At 70.3% G+C, this 15,363-nt stretch carries 13 protein-coding genes; 4 read left to right on the top strand and 9 right to left on the bottom strand.

All coding sequences use genetic code 11. The features are described 5' to 3' along the window. Positions 1–42: 42 nt before the first annotated feature. Together ABZ880_RS17525 and pstB are read left to right on the top strand one after the other, a co-directional pair. A complete protein-coding gene (locus ABZ880_RS17525; RefSeq protein ID WP_361263048.1) occupies positions 43–933 on the top strand; it encodes a sortase in 891 nt (296 codons plus the stop codon). 89 nt (positions 934–1,022) lie between these two features. After that, a complete protein-coding gene (gene pstB / locus ABZ880_RS17530) occupies positions 1,023–1,799 on the top strand; it encodes a phosphate ABC transporter ATP-binding protein PstB (RefSeq protein WP_361263476.1) in 777 nt (258 codons plus the stop codon). A gap of 20 nt (positions 1,800–1,819) precedes the next feature. On the opposite strand, the gene ABZ880_RS17535 is transcribed toward pstB, so the two are convergent. After that, complete coding sequence (locus tag ABZ880_RS17535; RefSeq protein ID WP_361263050.1) at positions 1,820–2,386, bottom strand: DUF6454 family protein; 567 nt, start codon at positions 2,384–2,386, stop codon at positions 1,820–1,822. Positions 2,387–2,593: 207 nt separating this feature from the next. Between ABZ880_RS17535 and ABZ880_RS17540 the strand changes: the two genes are divergently transcribed. Then, positions 2,594–3,673 (top strand): helix-turn-helix domain-containing protein, encoded by a 1,080-nt coding sequence (locus tag ABZ880_RS17540; protein ID WP_361263053.1) that lies wholly within the window; start codon positions 2,594–2,596, stop codon positions 3,671–3,673. A 64-nt stretch (positions 3,674–3,737) separates the two neighbouring features. On the opposite strand, the gene ABZ880_RS17545 is transcribed toward ABZ880_RS17540, so the two are convergent. From ABZ880_RS17545 to ABZ880_RS17565, 5 genes are all read right to left on the bottom strand, one after another. Then, a complete protein-coding gene (locus tag ABZ880_RS17545; RefSeq protein ID WP_361263057.1) occupies positions 3,738–4,487 on the bottom strand; it encodes a D-Ala-D-Ala carboxypeptidase family metallohydrolase in 750 nt (249 codons plus the stop codon). Positions 4,488–4,529: 42 nt separating this feature from the next. After that, positions 4,530–4,946, bottom strand: a complete 417-nt coding sequence (locus ABZ880_RS17550) for a hypothetical protein (RefSeq protein ID WP_361263060.1) — start codon at positions 4,944–4,946, stop codon at positions 4,530–4,532. Positions 4,947–4,974: 28 nt separating this feature from the next. Beyond that, positions 4,975–5,361 (bottom strand): hypothetical protein, encoded by a 387-nt coding sequence (locus tag ABZ880_RS17555; RefSeq protein ID WP_361263063.1) that lies wholly within the window; start codon positions 5,359–5,361, stop codon positions 4,975–4,977. Positions 5,362–5,386: 25 nt separating this feature from the next. Then, a complete protein-coding gene (locus ABZ880_RS17560) occupies positions 5,387–6,736 on the bottom strand; it encodes a GH25 family lysozyme (protein WP_361263065.1) in 1,350 nt (449 codons plus the stop codon). Positions 6,737–6,972: 236 nt separating this feature from the next. Beyond that, a complete protein-coding gene (locus ABZ880_RS17565) occupies positions 6,973–8,469 on the bottom strand; it encodes an RICIN domain-containing protein (protein WP_361263068.1) in 1,497 nt (498 codons plus the stop codon). A gap of 328 nt (positions 8,470–8,797) precedes the next feature. Here ABZ880_RS17565 and ABZ880_RS17570 point away from each other — a divergent pair, with 328 nt between their 5' ends. After that, positions 8,798–10,732 (top strand): glycoside hydrolase family 97 catalytic domain-containing protein, encoded by a 1,935-nt coding sequence (locus ABZ880_RS17570; RefSeq protein WP_361263071.1) that lies wholly within the window; start codon positions 8,798–8,800, stop codon positions 10,730–10,732. 41 nt (positions 10,733–10,773) lie between these two features. On the opposite strand, the gene ABZ880_RS17575 is transcribed toward ABZ880_RS17570, so the two are convergent. The 3 genes from ABZ880_RS17575 to ABZ880_RS17585 form a co-directional block, all read right to left on the bottom strand. Next, entirely contained in the window at positions 10,774–12,396 is a 1,623-nt protein-coding gene (locus ABZ880_RS17575; protein WP_361263073.1) for an alpha/beta fold hydrolase, read from the bottom strand. A 299-nt stretch (positions 12,397–12,695) separates the two neighbouring features. Then, the gene (locus ABZ880_RS17580) at positions 12,696–13,964 is read right to left on the bottom strand and encodes a cytochrome P450 (RefSeq protein ID WP_361263077.1); all 1,269 of its coding nucleotides are present in this window, start codon (positions 13,962–13,964) and stop codon (positions 12,696–12,698) included. A 159-nt stretch (positions 13,965–14,123) separates the two neighbouring features. Then, on the bottom strand, positions 14,124–15,290 hold the full coding sequence (locus ABZ880_RS17585; RefSeq protein ID WP_361263080.1) for a cytochrome P450: 1,167 nt from the start codon (positions 15,288–15,290) through the stop codon (positions 14,124–14,126). Between the last annotated feature and the right edge of the window lie 73 nt (positions 15,291–15,363).

Below are 15,363 nucleotides of genomic sequence, written 5' to 3' on the forward strand. Positions count from 1 at the left end.
CCGGCAGCCCCCCTTGGAACTCCGCGAAGGAGGCGGGCCGCCGTGACGGTCGCCCTATCTCTCACGCTCCCGCGCGTCCGGAGCGTCACCGTCGTCCGCCACCTCGCCCGCGGCGGCCTGCTCAGCCTCGCCGCCCTGCTGCTCGGCATCACCGCACAGCTGCTGCTGGTCAGCGGCGTCCAGGAACACTCCGCGCAGCACGCCGCGTTCGACGAACTGCGCGGCCAACTCGCCCTGGGAACGGCGCCGGTGGCGCAGACCGACCAGGAGGGCAGGCTGCTCGCGCCCGGGACGCCGGTCGCGATCGTCGCCATTCCCCGGCTGGGCATGAGTCAGGTCGTCCTCGAGGGCACCGACTCCTCGGTGCTGACCGACGGTCCGGGCCACCGCCGGGACACCCCCATGCCGGGCCAGGCCGGCACCAGCGTGCTGATGGGCCGTGCCGCGGCCTACGGCGGCCCCTTCCGCTCGCTCGGCTCGCTCGCCCAGGGCGACAGGTTCACGGTGATCACCGGGCAGGGCAAGGCGCAGTACCAGGTCCTCGACGTCCGGCGGGCCGGTGATCCGGCGCCCGCGCCGCTCGCCGCCGGCAAGGGCCGGCTGGTCCTGGTCACGGCCACGGGTGCCCGCTTCATGCCGGCCGGCATCCTGCGCGTCGACGCCGACCTGGTCTCCGCGCCCTTCCAGACCCCCTCGGCGGTGATCCGCTCCGGCACGCTGCCGGCCGCCGAGGAGCCGCTGGCCCGCCCGTCCGGAGTGCCCTGGCCGCTGGTGATGTGGCTGCAGGCGCTGCTGCTGGCCTCGGTGGCCGCCGTCTGGACCTGGCATCGCTGGGGCCGCCACCAGACGTGGATCGTCTTCGCACCGGTCGTCGCGGTCCTGGGCCTCCAGGTGGCCACCCGCACCACCGAACTCCTGCCCAACCTGCTGTGACCGTTTCCCGTGAGGTGACCGACGTGACCGAAGTGACCGACTCCCTGACCGACACGGTCGTCCTGCCCCCGGCCGTGTCCGCCACGGCCGTGCCCGCCACGCTCGAGGCCCGGTCCGTCTCGGCCTGGTTCGGCAGCCACCAGGTGCTCAGCCAGGTGTCGCTGACCATGCCCGCAGGCCGGGTCACCGCGCTGATCGGCCCGTCCGGCTGCGGCAAGTCCACGTTCCTGCGCACGCTCAACCGCATGCACGAGCTGATCCCGGCGGCGCAGTTCGGGGGCGAGGTGCTCTTCGAGGGCGAGGACATCTACGACCCGTCGTGGCGCCTGACGGACGCCCGCCGCCGTATCGGCATGGTCTTCCAGAAGCCCAACCCCTTCCCCGCGATGTCGATCTACGACAACGTGGTGGCGGGCCTGCGGCTGACCGGCACGCGGGCGGGCCGCAGAGAGAAGGACGAGCTGGTCGAGGAGTCCCTGACCCGCGCGGGTCTGTGGAAGGAGGTCCGCGACCGCCTCCGCAAGCCCGGCGGTGCGCTCTCCGGCGGCCAGCAGCAACGCCTGTGCATCGCACGGGCGTTGGCGGTACGCCCCCGCGTCCTTCTCATGGACGAGCCGTGCTCGGCCCTGGACCCCACCTCCACCCGCCGCGTGGAGGAGACCGTCCACGAACTGGCCGGCCAGGTCACGGTCGTCATCGTCACCCACAACATGCAGCAGGCGGCCCGCGTCTCCCAGCAGTGCGCTTTCTTCCTCGCCGAACAGGGCACCCCCGGCGGCATCGTCGAGGCGGGTCCCACGGACGACATCTTCGGCACCCCGAAGGACAGTCGCACGGCGGACTACGTGGCGGGCCGTTTCGGCTGACCTTCGGGGGTGGTGGGGCGTCAGCCGGGCGCCACGCTCGCCCGGTACGCCAGGATCTCGGTGCCGTTGCCCTCGTCGCCGTCGTCCGGGGCGGCCCACATCGTGATCCGGGCTCCGTCGGCCGCCGGCTTGAGGGGGTTGGGGGTGGCCGCGTGGCCGGCGGTCGACCACTGCTGGAAGGGCACTTCGTGCAGCACCCGGTGGCTGCGCAGGTCGGTCAGGGCCGTGCCGCCGAGCTCGTAGACGGCGCCGGTACCGTCCCCGGCCGCGGTCCGGGGCAGGTTCGTGACGCCGCCGCAGAGCATCTTGCGGTAGTTGATGAAGTACTGCGGGTTCTCCCAGTCGGCGATCCGCCGCCCCCGCTCGTTCCACTCGTAGAAGTGGCGCGAGCCCCAGTTGTTGCCGACGGGATGACCGGTGACCGCGTCCCGGACGATACCGCCGATGGGGTCCTTGACCTCGAACTCCTTGCGGACGTCAAGGGAATGACCTGCACCGCGGACAGGAAGTTGTGGCCGTCGGCCTGGACCATCCCCTCGGTGTGGTAGGTCGTGAAGTCGAGCTTCAGCCGGACAGTGCCGCGGCAACTACGAGGGCGAATTGAATCAGCGAGGTCGCGGCGGACAACGGGCACACCGAAATGGCGCAGGTCGCTCGACAGTAATTGACGTATTGTCAAATGCCGTTATTAGAAGGGCTGTTGATGGAGCTATGTGGAAGTGAAAGCGCGTACACACTCCTTTTCCGCCGTGTAACTTCTACCCGTCAGTAGGGGCTTGAGTAAGGGTGGATGTGTGGTTGCCTCTCCGCATACGGAAAAGTTCGCCGCCTACCTTCGGATGCTGAAGGACCGCAGCGGCCGGGGCTACGACCGGCTCGGCAAGGAGGCGGGCGTCAGTGGCTCCAGTCTGCACCGGTACTGCTCCGGCCTCGGTGTTCCGACCGACTACCGGGTGGTGCACGCCTTCGCCAAGGTGTGCGGCGCCAGTGCGGAGGAGCTCCGCGAACTCCACCGGCTGTGGGCGCTGGCGGACACCGACCGGGACGCACCGGCCACGGATGGCAAGGAGAACCCGCAACCGCTTCCGGACACGGAACCGGTTGAGCCTGTCGTGCTCGCGCAGGCGGGCACCGGGCCTGCCGACGCCACCCCGCCGGAGATCACCCCCGACAGGACCGACGAGCCTCGACGGTCCCGGCTCCCCGAGAAGCTGTCCGCCCGTTTGGCGGTACTTGCCGCCGTGGTCGCGGTGGTGCTGGTGGCCGGCTTCGTGTGGCTGCCCGGCAGCAGCCCCGACGGTGCCTCGCCGGCGGCCGGTGACCGGCTGCTGGAGTCGCCCGCGTGCAAGTCGGTGAGCATGGGGCAGCACGACGAGTGCGTGCGTGAGGTCCAGAACCTGTTGGCGAAGGCGAAGGGCAAGCTCGCGATAGACGGGGACTTCGGGCCGGAGACCCTGCGCCGGCTGACCGCGTTCCAGGTGCTGGCGGGTCTGCCGGCCACCAGCGTGGCCGACGAGGCCACCAAGAAGGCGCTCTACGCACAGAAGGTGAGTATGACGACCTGGTCGCCGGCCAGGGTGGCGAAGCGGATCCGTGAGGTGTTCGTCGAGGATCCCGACACCGCCGTGGCCATCGCCCGGTGTGCGTCGTTCCTCGACCCGCTGTGGGTGCTGCCCAACACCAACGGCAGTCGCAACTGGGGTGTGTTCCAGATCTCCGACGCCCGCCTGCGGGATCTCGACGGCACGCCCCTGCGGGCGTTCGACCCGGAGTGGAACATCAAGGCGGCCCACCGTCTGTGGAGCGTCCGGCACGACTTCCACGACTGGCCCTCCTGTGAGGCGGCGCTGAAGAAGGACAGACCGAAGAGCTGACGCCCGGGGCCCTTGGGTACCGCCGGAGCGGTACCCAAGGGCCCCGGGATCCCCCGTGGCGGTGTCAGATCGTGCCGCTCTCCCACCACCAGTCGCGGCCGAGGTCGGCCCTGCTGTCGACGTGCTGGTGGTCGACGGTGTAGGTCTCCAGTCCGGAGAACCCGCAGGTCTCCGCCTTCTGGTAGACGGTCTTGTTGGCGACGCCGGGCACGTCGAGGTCGGCCGCGGTGCCGTACAGGTGCATGCTGTCGCTGGCACCGCCGATCTCGGCGTTGTGCGCGATGCTGCGGAAGCCGGAGTTGACCGTGATCGGCTTGTCGCCCAGCTTCTTGCGCAGCGCCTCCAGCTTGTACATGCAGCGGCGGACGTTCTCCTTCACCTGCGCCGCGCTCAGCTTGCCGCCGTTGAACGTGCCGTCCGACTGGTTCACGAACTCGCTCCAGTTGAAGTGGAGCGTGGAGCCGTCCGACTGCTCCAGCGCGTTGAGCTTCGCCTGGGTGTTGGGTCCGACGCTGGCGTCGGCGGTCAGGCCGTACGCCGTCTGGAACCGGCGTACGGCCGCCGCGGTACCGGGACCGAAGTCCCCGTCGATGCTCACCCGGCTGTGGCTTGCGCTGTCCGCGGCCCAGCCCGCGACTCTGATCTGCAGCTCGGTCACGTCGGCGCCGCTGTCGCCCTGGTTCAGGGTGCGCGACCAGGAGTAGGCCTGGGCCACGCCCGAGAACAGCAGCTGACCGAACGCGATGCCGGCGCCGGCGGCCAGCGTGCCACGCAGCATGGTGCGGCGGTCGAGGGGGCGGAAGGAGGAAGTCATGGTCGTCCTTTCGGAACGTCGGAACGGTGGTGCGGGAAGAAGTCAGTAGGCGATCTGGAACGAGACGTTCTGCGCGTCGGTGTCGTAGGCGTGCACACGCAGGACGAAGTGGGTGCCGTCCTTGACGTCGGTGGCGACGGTTCCCCACTCGGTGCCGTGCGTGGTGTATGCGTCTCCGTTGTTGCACTTGCTGGTGTGGTCGACGAACACCACGCAGGCGTCCAGGTACACCCCCGGCTCGTCAGTGATGAGCCGTATGTTGATGTCGTTGCACCGCGAGGACGTGGTGTAGGTGCCGTACTCCTTGGCGGCCGGCTGGTAGTGGTACGTCAGGGGCTTGGCGCCGCGGTAGCAGCTGACGGCGGCGGCCGAGGTCTGTGCCGAGGCGGGCGCGACGGCCGCTCCCAGCAGTGCGGCCGCGGTGAACAGAGCCGAGGCGAAGGTTCTGCTCCGGATCATGGTGGTCTCCGTTGGACGAGGTGGGGGGTCAGAAGGCGATCTGCATGACGGCGTCGTCGCCCTCCAGGGGCACGCCGACGGGCACCGTGAACTTGCTGCCGTCCAGGACGTCGGTGGCGATGGTCGTCCAGCTCCGGCCGACCTTGGTCCAGCGGTTGCAGGTGCCGGTCTTCGCGAACTTCACGCAGGCGTTGACGTAGTCGGCGGTTCCGGCGATGACGCGCATGTTGATGTCGTTGCAGCGGCTCGTGGTCCAGTAGGGGCCGAACTCGAGCGCGTCCCCGTAGCGCACCTTGACCGCTCCGTCGTAGCAGGTCGTTGCCGGGGTGGCCGAGGCGGAGGCGGGTGCCGGAGCGGTGAAACCGAGGGTGGCGAGCAGGGCGACCAGGGACGCGTGCGCGAACCGGGTGGTCATGGAGATTCTCCTTGTCCGGCCGGGATCAGCGGTTGGCCAGCCGGTCCAGATCGGCCTGGGTGCCGTTGAACACGTCCGCGGTCGCCGGTGCCTTGATGCCGGGGAAGAGCGCGGCGTCGGTGTACTGCCACATCGCCCAGGTCGTCGAGCCGTTCGGCAGCGGCGGCTGGGTGATCGACTGGCGGTAGTCCGCGAGTTGCAGCGGATAGCGGGCGAAGGCGGTGGTCGAACCCAGGCAGTCGTCCAGGAAGGACTTCTGGGTGTAGATGATCGGGGTGCGGCCGAAGGCCGCCTCCACCTTGTCGAGCCAGGCCGTGGCGTCGCCCACCGTGCCGTAGGTGGGACAGCGTCCGCTGCCGTCGTCCATGCGTTCCAGGTCGAAGATCGGCGGCAGGTCGCCCGCACGCCGGCCGGTGTAGCCGGTCGTCCGCACCGCGGCGATGAACCGGTCGGCCTGCGCGGCACCCGTGTCGGCCGAGGTGCCCGTGTAGAAGTGGTAGGGCGCGACCGCCAGCCCTGCCGCCCTGGCCGCCTCGAGGTCGGTGGCGAGGTATTCGTCGGTGACGTTCGTGCCCCGGGTCGCCTTGACGGTCGCGAACTCGACACCCGAGGCCCGTACGGCCTTCCAGTCGATCGGCGCGCCGCCGGGGTGCTGGTACTTGGCCGTGTCCAGGCCGTCGATCGGGTAGCCGGCGGGGCGCGGTGGCGTGCAGTACGTGTTGCGGCCGGACCAGTCCACCAGCTTCGCCCAGGTGTTGGGGCCCACGACGCCGTCGGCACTGAGGCCGGCGCAGTGCTGGAGCTCGATGACCCGGCCCTCGGTCCCGCCCCCGAAGTCACCGTCGATCGCCAGCGGCGGATAGTGGGACGGCTCCATGGCCAGGTTCAGACGGCACTGCAGCTCCTTGACCTCAGTGCCTTTCGCACCCTTGCGCAGGGTCGGACGGGCGTCGGTGTGGCCGCACACCGTCGCCTGCGCCGTGCTCGACGTGCCCGGGGTGGCGCAGGTGTGCGGCTCCGCGGCCCAGGTGTTCAGCGCCGCCCAGGTCTGCGGGCCGAGCACACCGTCCACGTCCAGCCCGGCGCACCGCTGGAACTCCTTGACCCGTGTCTCCGTCGCCGGCCCGAACGAGCCGTCCGCCGCGATCGGCGTGTACCGGCTCGGCTTCGTCGCCAGATTGAGCTCGCACTGTGCCTCGACCGCCGAGTCACCGGTCGATCCCCGCTGCAGGGTGGGCTGTGCGCTCGTGTGCCCGCAGACCGCGACCGCGGTGGCTGCCGACTCCGCCGCCTGCACCGCCGTCGGCCCGTACAGGGGCAGGACCGCTGCTGCGGCGAGGGTCAGTCCCCGCACCAGCGTCGTCCTCTTTCCCATCTGGTGTTCCCCCTCTTGTGAGTGGCCGGGAGCCCCGGCGCGGATCATGCTGGCAGCGGTTGCCCCGTGGGGCGGATGCTCTTGTCCCGGATTGGGACGCCAGGACAGTCACACGCCTGTGACCTGCGGGGACGGATCACCGCTGGGACGAACTTGGGACACGGACGGCGGCGGGGGTCACGCGACATGCCGAGAGGGCCGCCGCGGGATGCGACGGCCCTCTCGGTGACGGTTCGTCAGGACAGCGTCCACTGCTGGCTGGTGGCGCCGGTGCCGGTCAGCTGGACGACGCCGCCGCCCGCTGTGGTGGAGGAGGAGTCCACCCCGATGTTCAGACCGCTGTTGACGTTGACGAGCATGAACTTGGTGCCGGTGAGGCTGCCCACGAGGTCGGCGGCGAACTGCTGGTTGGCACCGCCGTTGCAGGTCCACTGCTGCAACTGGACGTTCTCCGCGGTCGACTTGTTCGGCACGTCCAGGCACAGGCCGCTCTTGACGCTGACGAGCGTGTAGACGTTGTCCGCCACCCGGTTCAGCGTCCACTTCTGGTTGTCGCCGCCGTTGGACTGCCACTGGATGATCTTGGCGCCGCTGGTGGTCGAGCCGCCGGCCACGTCCATCAGCATCGAGCTGCCCGCGTCGGTCAGCGTGTGCACCGCGTTGGTGGGTACACCGGAGTTGGGTGTCCAGGTGCCGGCGGTGGTGTCCAGGGACCAGCTCGGGTACTGGCCGACGTTGACCACGGTGCCGCGGATGGTCATGGGCAGCCAGATCAGCTGGGAGTTGCCGAGGTCGCCGGTGTTCCACCGGTCGCCGGCGTAGATGTACGTGGTGCCGGAACTGCCCTGCACGGTGATGATGTTCGCCGTCTGGCTGTTGTACGTGTGGGTGCCCGGCGCCGCGAAGTTCCGCATCGGCGCCCATGTCCCGCTCAGCGACGTGGCGGTGGTGTAGACGTTGTCGTTGGTGCTCCAGCCGGTCAGGTGGGAGGCGAGCAGGTAGTAGGTGCCGTTGCTCTTCACCATGGCGGGCGCCTCGTAGCTGGCCGAGCCGCTGCTGCCCAGCAGGGCCACGCTGCTGTCCACGGAGAGGTAGTCGGCGGAGAGCTTGTAGATGTGCAGGCCGTTGTTGCGGTCCTCGCTCAGCAGGTAGCCGGTGCCGTCGGTGTCCTGGAAGAGGTTCATGTCACGGCTCAGGTTGCCCATCGGCCGGAAGCTGCCCCGGTAGCTGTAGGGCCCGCAGGGGGTGCTGCTGGTGGCCACCCCGACCCGCGCGTCGCCGTAGTTGGTGCTGTCGATGTGCATGTACATCACGTACGTGCCGGTCGACGCGTTGTAGATGACCTTCGGCCGCTCCACGACCCGGCTCGGGCCCAGGTCGCCGCTTGCCTGCTTGGCCAGGGCCACGCCCTGGTAGGTCCAGCTGGAGAGGTCGGTGGAGGTGTAGCAGGGGATGTCCTGGAAGGACGTGTCGGACGAGGTCTCGCCGGTCTTGTCCTCGCCGAAGCCGTACCAGGTGTTGCCGACCTTGATGATGCCCAGGCCGTGCAGCTGGAGCGTGTTGCCGTTCTGGTCGGTCCTGGTGGCGCCCAGGGTGAAGGAGACGGTGGCGGCACTGGCGGGCGCCGCGGGCAGCAGCACTGCCGCGAGGCCTGCGAGCAGCGTGAGGAACGCGGCGGCGGCTGCCCGCAACCGGCCACGCGAGGGTCTGTGGTGGGGTGCTCGATTCGGCATGCTCTGCCTCTCCTTCGAGGTCCTGACATGACCGTCGTCCGCACGACGCGGTGCCTGACGGCGTGGCGGCAGGGGGAGTTGAAGCCGCGAAGGGTGACGAACGCGGCGAACTGACGCAAGCGGCTGCGCGGTTCAGTGGGAAATGAGAGCTTCCTGATCGTCGCGGTGTCAAGAGAAGCGATCGATTTTGTTCGTTCATGACGGAAAGCCGAGCACTGGCCTTGTCCGGACTGTTGACCAGTCGTCCCGGACTGCCGTACAACTGCCCGATGTCGGTGGGGAACCGTTGGTTACTGTTCGGTTGTGTTGAGTCGAGAGGTGCACTGCCATGCAGGTTCCAGCACGCCCGGTGTCCCGGCGCGGACTGCTCAAGGGCGCGGCTGTCGTCGCCGGCGCCGCTGCTGCCGGGATCGGTACGACGGGCACGGCTGCGGCGGCGGACGCCGTGGTCACCGCAACCGCTCCCGACGGCAGTACCACGATCACGATGGCGCTGACCGGCGGCGTACTGACCTGGTCGGCCAAGCGCAGGGGCGCGACCGTCGTCGACACCTCGGCCCTCGGCCTGAAGCTGAGCGACGGGACGACGCTCGGCCGCAGCGGCACGGTCGTCACCAACTACCAGCACTGGACCGTCAACAACACCTGGACCCCGGTCTACGGCCGCAACGCGAACGTCCACGACTGGTACCAGGAGATGCGCTGGAACCTCCAGGACACCGCCACCCTCATCAACTTCAGCGTCCAGATCCGCGCCTACCCCAGCGGTGTCGCCCTCCGGTACGTGCTGCTCGACAAGGGCACCGCCACCGTCGCCGACGAGCTCACGACGTTCGTCTTCCCCGACGGCACACTCGTCCACAGCGCCCGGGACGAGGACGCGTACAACCCGGTCGCCCCGGACGCGATCCCGTCCACCGGGACCTCCGGCACCGACACCGGCCCGCTGACCGACCTCCCGCTGACCGCCACGTACGCGAGCGGCGGTCTGATCGCCTGCATATGCGAGTCGTCCCGGGTCAACTTCCCGCGGCTGATGCTGAGTTCGGTGTCAGGGCAGCCCAACACGCTGGCCGCCTACCTGATGGAGCACACCGCCCGCGGGAGCGGGACGGTCCAGGCGGCCTCCACGGTGACCACCCCGTTCGCCACCCCCTGGCGCGCGGTGGTGACCGGCTCCACCCATGCCGAACTGGTCGACAACGCCGAACTGGTGCTCAACCTCGCCCCTGCAGCCGTGCCGGCCGACACCTCCTGGATCAAGCCCGGCAAGGTCTTCCGCTGCAGCCTGACCACCGCCGCGGGCACCGCGGGCGTCGACTTCGCCGTCGCCCGCGGGCTGCAGTACATCGAGTACGACGCCGGCTGGTACGGGCCGGAAGGCAGCACCACCGACGCCACCAAGCCGATCGACGCCATCGACCTGCCGTCGGTGATCTCCTACGCCACGAGCAAGGGCATCGGCGTCATCCTCTACGTCAACCGCATCGCCCTGACCAGCCCCGACAGCCTCTTCGCCCTCTACCAGGGCTGGGGCGTCGCGGGCGTGAAACTGGGCTTCATCAACGACGGCACGCAGGCCATGACCAACCAGATCACCGGATGGGCCAAGGCCGCGGCCGCGCACAGCCTGCTGATCGACATGCATGACGACGTACGGCCCTTCGGCTACGAGCGCACGTATCCCAACTGGGTGAGCCTGGAGGGCGTGCGGGGCAACGAGCACTTCCCGACCGCTTCCCACAACGTCACGCTGCCCTTCACCCGCAACATCGGCGGGCCGATGGACTACACGATCTGCTACGGGCAGTCGCGCGACCAGACCACCAACGTCCACCAGATGGCGATGGCCGCGGTCTACTACCAGCCGCTGAACTTCCTCTACTGGTACGACTCGCCGTCCAAGTACGCCAACACCGCCAACTGGCCCGGCCTGCCCTGGTTCGACGCCATCCCCACCACCTGGGACGAGAGCCGCACCCTCGAGGGGTCGATCGGCCAGTACGTCGCGGTCGCCCGCCGCAAGGGCACCACGTGGTACCTGGGCGCGATGACCGACGAGTCGTCCCGGACGCTGTCGCTCCCGCTGTCCTTCCTCGGCGGCGGCAACTGGACGGCGACGGTCTACGCCGACGGCACGCCCGGCACCTACGCCTACCAGACCCCTGTCGCGGTGAGCACCCGGACCGTCACCTCGGCGACCGTGCTCAGTGTCGCCATGGCTCCCTCCGGCGGCCAGGCGGTGGTGCTGAAGCCGAGCTGACGCCGGCCGACCCGCAGTCTCCGAGGCCTGCCCCGGGCCCGTCAGCCGTACCGCTTCAGCAGCCCGTGCACGTACGCCTCCAGCCGTGCCCCCAGCACCCCGGGCGTCAGATCGTCCCTTCCCAGCTCACGCCACGGCCCGGCCAGCTTCGCCGCGTCGGGGGAGTAGGCCAGGGCGTCGAGCAGCCGCCAGTACAAGTGGTCGGAGCCGTCGGCGAGGCCGCGGCCGCCGTATGCCTCGTACCGCTCGCGGAAGCCCAACCCGCGCTCCGGCCCGTGCAGCAGCGCGAGCGCTGTCGAGCAGTGCGCCACGTCGAGGTCGGCGGGGCCCCACGAGGTCTCGACCCAGTCGACGACGCCGGTGATCCGCAGCTCGGGCCCGGCTCCGGTGAACAGCACATTCCCCGGGTGGAAGTCGCGGTGCAGGAAGCGGCCTTCGTACGACGGCGGGTCGCGGCGGATCACGTCGACGGCCCGCTCCCACAGGGCACCGTCCGGGGTGCGGACGCGTGCCGGGGACGTCCACGCCTGGTACGTGCGCGGTCTTTCGGCCGGTACGACGCCGTGGGCGCGGACGAGCTGGGCCGCGAGCAGGTCCAGGCGCCGGTCGAGGTCGTCCTCGTCCACGCGGACGCGGCCCGGCAGCGCGGACATCAACAGAGTCGGGTGGTCGCAGTGTTCGGCCGTGGCGTCCACGGCGACGAGACGGGGCGCCGCGACGCCCTCCTCCCCGGCGAGCAGCGCCAGGACGGACGCCTCGCGACTCAGCAGTCCGGGCGCGTGGTGGCGGAAGAACGGCTTCACGAAGGTCCGTTGCACCAGGTCCGTGCCGTCGTCGAGCATGAGCCGGCGCATCTGGGAGCTCCAACCTCCGGACAGGAGACCGGAGTCGGCGACCGAGCGGCCGGGGCCGAGCTGCTTGGCCACCCACGAACGGGTGGCCGACCAGCCCCGGTCCTGGAGGCCGGTCAGCACCGCCTCCACGAACTCCCTCCGGTCCTCGGCGTGATCACGGAACCACAGCCCCAACTGATGCTGCGCGTCCGGGAGTTCGAACCGCGTGTACTGGGCGCGCGCGGCCAACGCGTCCTGTACGGCCTCGGTCACCGCGGGCGGGATCACCGCGTCCGCGCCCGGCACGGCGAGCACCGCCCGGCCCTCGTACGCCCGCAGCGCCTGAAGCGCGGGCGCCTCCCGCCAGCTGTCCGGCCGCCGGATGATCCCGCTGAACCGCCCATTGCCCTCCCCGAAGGGCACGTCCCAGGCCTCGGCCGAGTACACGGCGGGCGCGCACAGCCCCAGCGCCGTCACCCGGTCCCCGTAGTGCCGGACGAGATCCGCCACCGTCTGCCCGCTCATGCTGAACCCCACGAGGACCAGCGGCCCGTCCGCCCCCGCGTACGCGTCGATCACCGAGACGGCCTGCTCGAACCGTCGCCGCAGGCTCAACTCACTGAGCCGTCCGCTGCTTTCGCCGTGCCCGGAGAAGTCGAAGGCAACCCCTCGACAGCCGTGGGCCACGAACTCCCGTACCAGCGGGCGCAGTCGCTCCATGCTGCCGTTGCCGGCGCCGTGCAGCACCACGGCGGTGCCCCCGGAAGGATCACCGCCGTACACGCCGCTGAGCCGTTCACCGTCGTGGTCGTGCGTGAAGTCGAGGAGCATTCCGCTATTCACTCACGCCGTGGCCTCCGCCTTCCGTGCCGCCGCGATCACCTCACGTAGGGCGAGGGCCCCCGGCCACGGAGTTCGCCGTCTCGATGACGACCTCGTATACGACCCCGTCCACCGGCAAGGGCAGCACCGTCGAGCAAGACTCCGGCGCCCATCAGTCGAGTTCGCCGAACCCCGACGTACGCGCGCCCACGAGGAGTCGTCGGAGAGGGCCGAGGAGAACACCCGGTTCCCGCAGCCGAGGGACGGGGCGGCCGGTGTGGCCCATGGCATGGTGACCAGAGTGACCTTCATGCGTGAGGTCCATTTCCTCGGCATGGTTTTCCGGACATCCCCTGCCGAAGAGCCAGCCGGCCGCGGAAGTTCTCCGGCACCGGCGCGAAACGCAGGGCCATCGTGATCTCCTCCGGCCGGTCCACGGTCAACCGGTAGCGGGTGCACAGGAGATGGCACAGGGCCATCAACTGGACCGTTCCGAGATTCGCGCCGATGCACTTCTTCGGCGCCCAGCCGAACGGCACGTAACAGGTGCGGTCCGCCGGGCCGTGCGGCGCGCCCGGCAGGAAGCGGTCCGGGTCGAAGTCGTCGGGCCGCTTCCAGACCCGCTCGTCGCGATGGATCATGTGCGGGCTCAGCAGGTACCACTGTCCCGGCTCCAGCCGGGTCCTGCCCAGGTCGAACCCGAACTTGGAGCGCCGCACCAGCAGCAGCGGCGGGCTCCACATCCGCAGCACCTCCTTCACGAACCGGTGCGTCTCCGGGGCGACACGGGTGGGCGCCGTACGGAACTCCACCGGGTCCACGGCGCCCAGTTCGTCCGTGAGCCGGCGCTGCCATTCGGGCTGCCGTACGAACTCGTAGAGCAGGCTTGCCGCGGCGGTGCCGGGCGGGCCCCCGATGGCGGTGAGGACGGCGGTCACCACGTCCAGGGCGCGGTCCATGCCGAGTTCCGGCAGCAGGTCCACGAACGGGTCGGCGAGGTCCGGCTCGCGCTCGCGCCGGCCGCGGGCACGCTGCCGCAGGACCCGGCGCACCACCAGCCCCGAACGCACCTGGACGGAGATGAACCGCAGGTGGTGCCAGGTGCTGCCCGGCTCGGGCGAGACCAGCCGCAACAACTTCATCTCGAGGTCCCGGCGCACCAGTTCCGCCTCGGCGGAGGTGAGGCCGGTGAGCGCGACGGGCAGCAGCGACCGCAGCGTCACGTCCTGCATCAGCATGGTCAGATCGACGTCCTGTCCGACCCGCGCGTCCATGACGCGCTCCATGCGTTCGATCAGCCGGCCGTGGTGCTCCTGCGTTGCGAGGGTGTGGAGTTGGCCCAGCCACGCGGAGCGGATCCGGCTCCACGGCATCTCGGGGCTGCGACGCCGGCGCACCATGTCGACGAGGCGGTCGTGCATGACGAACCGGTGCCAGTTCGTGGCACTGACGTGGCGCGCCGCCTCCGGCTCGAACACGCCGAGCCGTTGGTCGTCGACCCAGAAGATCCCGTCCTCCTGCGCGCTGCGCATCCGCATGAAACGCAGGAAGTCCTCGGGGTGTTGCGGGGTGGTCATCGCGAACGTTCCCCTCGTGGAGCGCGGGGAGCCGACCGGGCGGCGCGCCTCCCCGCGCAGGGCCGGTCAGATGTGGTGGTACAGGTACCAGAAGTATTCGTACTGCCCTCGGATGTTGAGGACCGACTTCGCCTTGAGATACAGCGCGCGCATGCGGGTTCACCTCCTTTCGGGACGGTCGTCGGGGAGGCTCAGCGTCGCGGTGAAACGCGGCGGAGCCAGCGCCGGGCCCACCTGGGGCCCGCCGCCGTCAGGGGTGACCGACACGCGCCAGTCACGGGACAGAAGACCGACGAGGTCCTCCAGCAGCCGTACGGTGACGGTCGCGCCCGCGCAGGTGTGCGGTCCGAGTCCGAACGGCAGATAGGCCGCGTCGGGCACGCCCGCCGCCCAGCGCTGCGGGACGAACTCGTCGGGGTGCTCCCAGTGTTCGGGGTGGCGGTGCACCAGATAGCTGCACACGACGAGCCGGTCCTGCGGCGTCACCCGCGTCCCGCCCAGCTCCTGGACCCGGCTCGGTGTGCGGGCGAACAGCCACGCCACCGGCCACAGCCGCAGTGCCTCGCGCACGGTCCAGCTCGGCTCGGCCGCGGCCCGGTCCGGGTGTGTGCCCAGCAGGTAGACGGACCAGCCCAGTGCGAATCCGATCGATCCGACCACGGCGAAGAGGAAGGACAGGTAGACCTCGACGAGATCGCGCGGATCCGCCGCCGGACCGCCCCCCTCGACGACGACGTCGACCAGATCGCGCGGTTCACCCGCGCCGCCGAGCTGCCGCAACCGGCCCTGCCGGGCGCGCACTTCGGTGTGCAGCGCCCGCAGCGCACGGCGGCGGAAGAGCAGTCGGGACGGGGCCGGGTGACGCCGTCGTGCACCCGCCAGCACCGCACGGGCGACGATCGCCTCCACGGTCGTGTGCAGGTCGGCCGGCGCGTCCCCGTGCAGCAGCACCTCGCGCAGATGCCGCAGGACGAGCAGGTTCCCGGCGTCCGGCCACTCACTGTGCGGTGCGAGCCGTTCGGCGACCAGCGCGGGCAAGTCCTGCCGCCGTGCGTCGAGATGACGGCGCATCAGCTCCCGTGCCGCGCGGCCGATGGCGACCTGCGCGGAACGCGGCCCGAAGACGCCGTGCCGGCCCTGGAAGAAGTCGGACGTCTCCGCGACGGCGGCGTGCCGGTTGCCCATCACCGCCCGGGCCGCCTCGGGATCGGCCACGCACACCGCGCCCATGGCGGAGTGCCACACGTCGTGCACGCCGTCGAACTCCGCGCTCAGCAGGGCCAACGGGTCGCGGCGGCGGCCCCGCGAGGTCGGCGACGACTCCATGGTGCCCTCCGTGAGTGGTGGTACGGCGATGCGAGGACCGCAGAACGGTCGGACCCTGTACGGCGCGGTAGCG

Source organism: Streptomyces sp. NPDC047043, from assembly GCF_040644055.1.
Classification (GTDB): Bacteria; Actinomycetota; Actinomycetes; order Streptomycetales; family Streptomycetaceae; genus Streptomyces.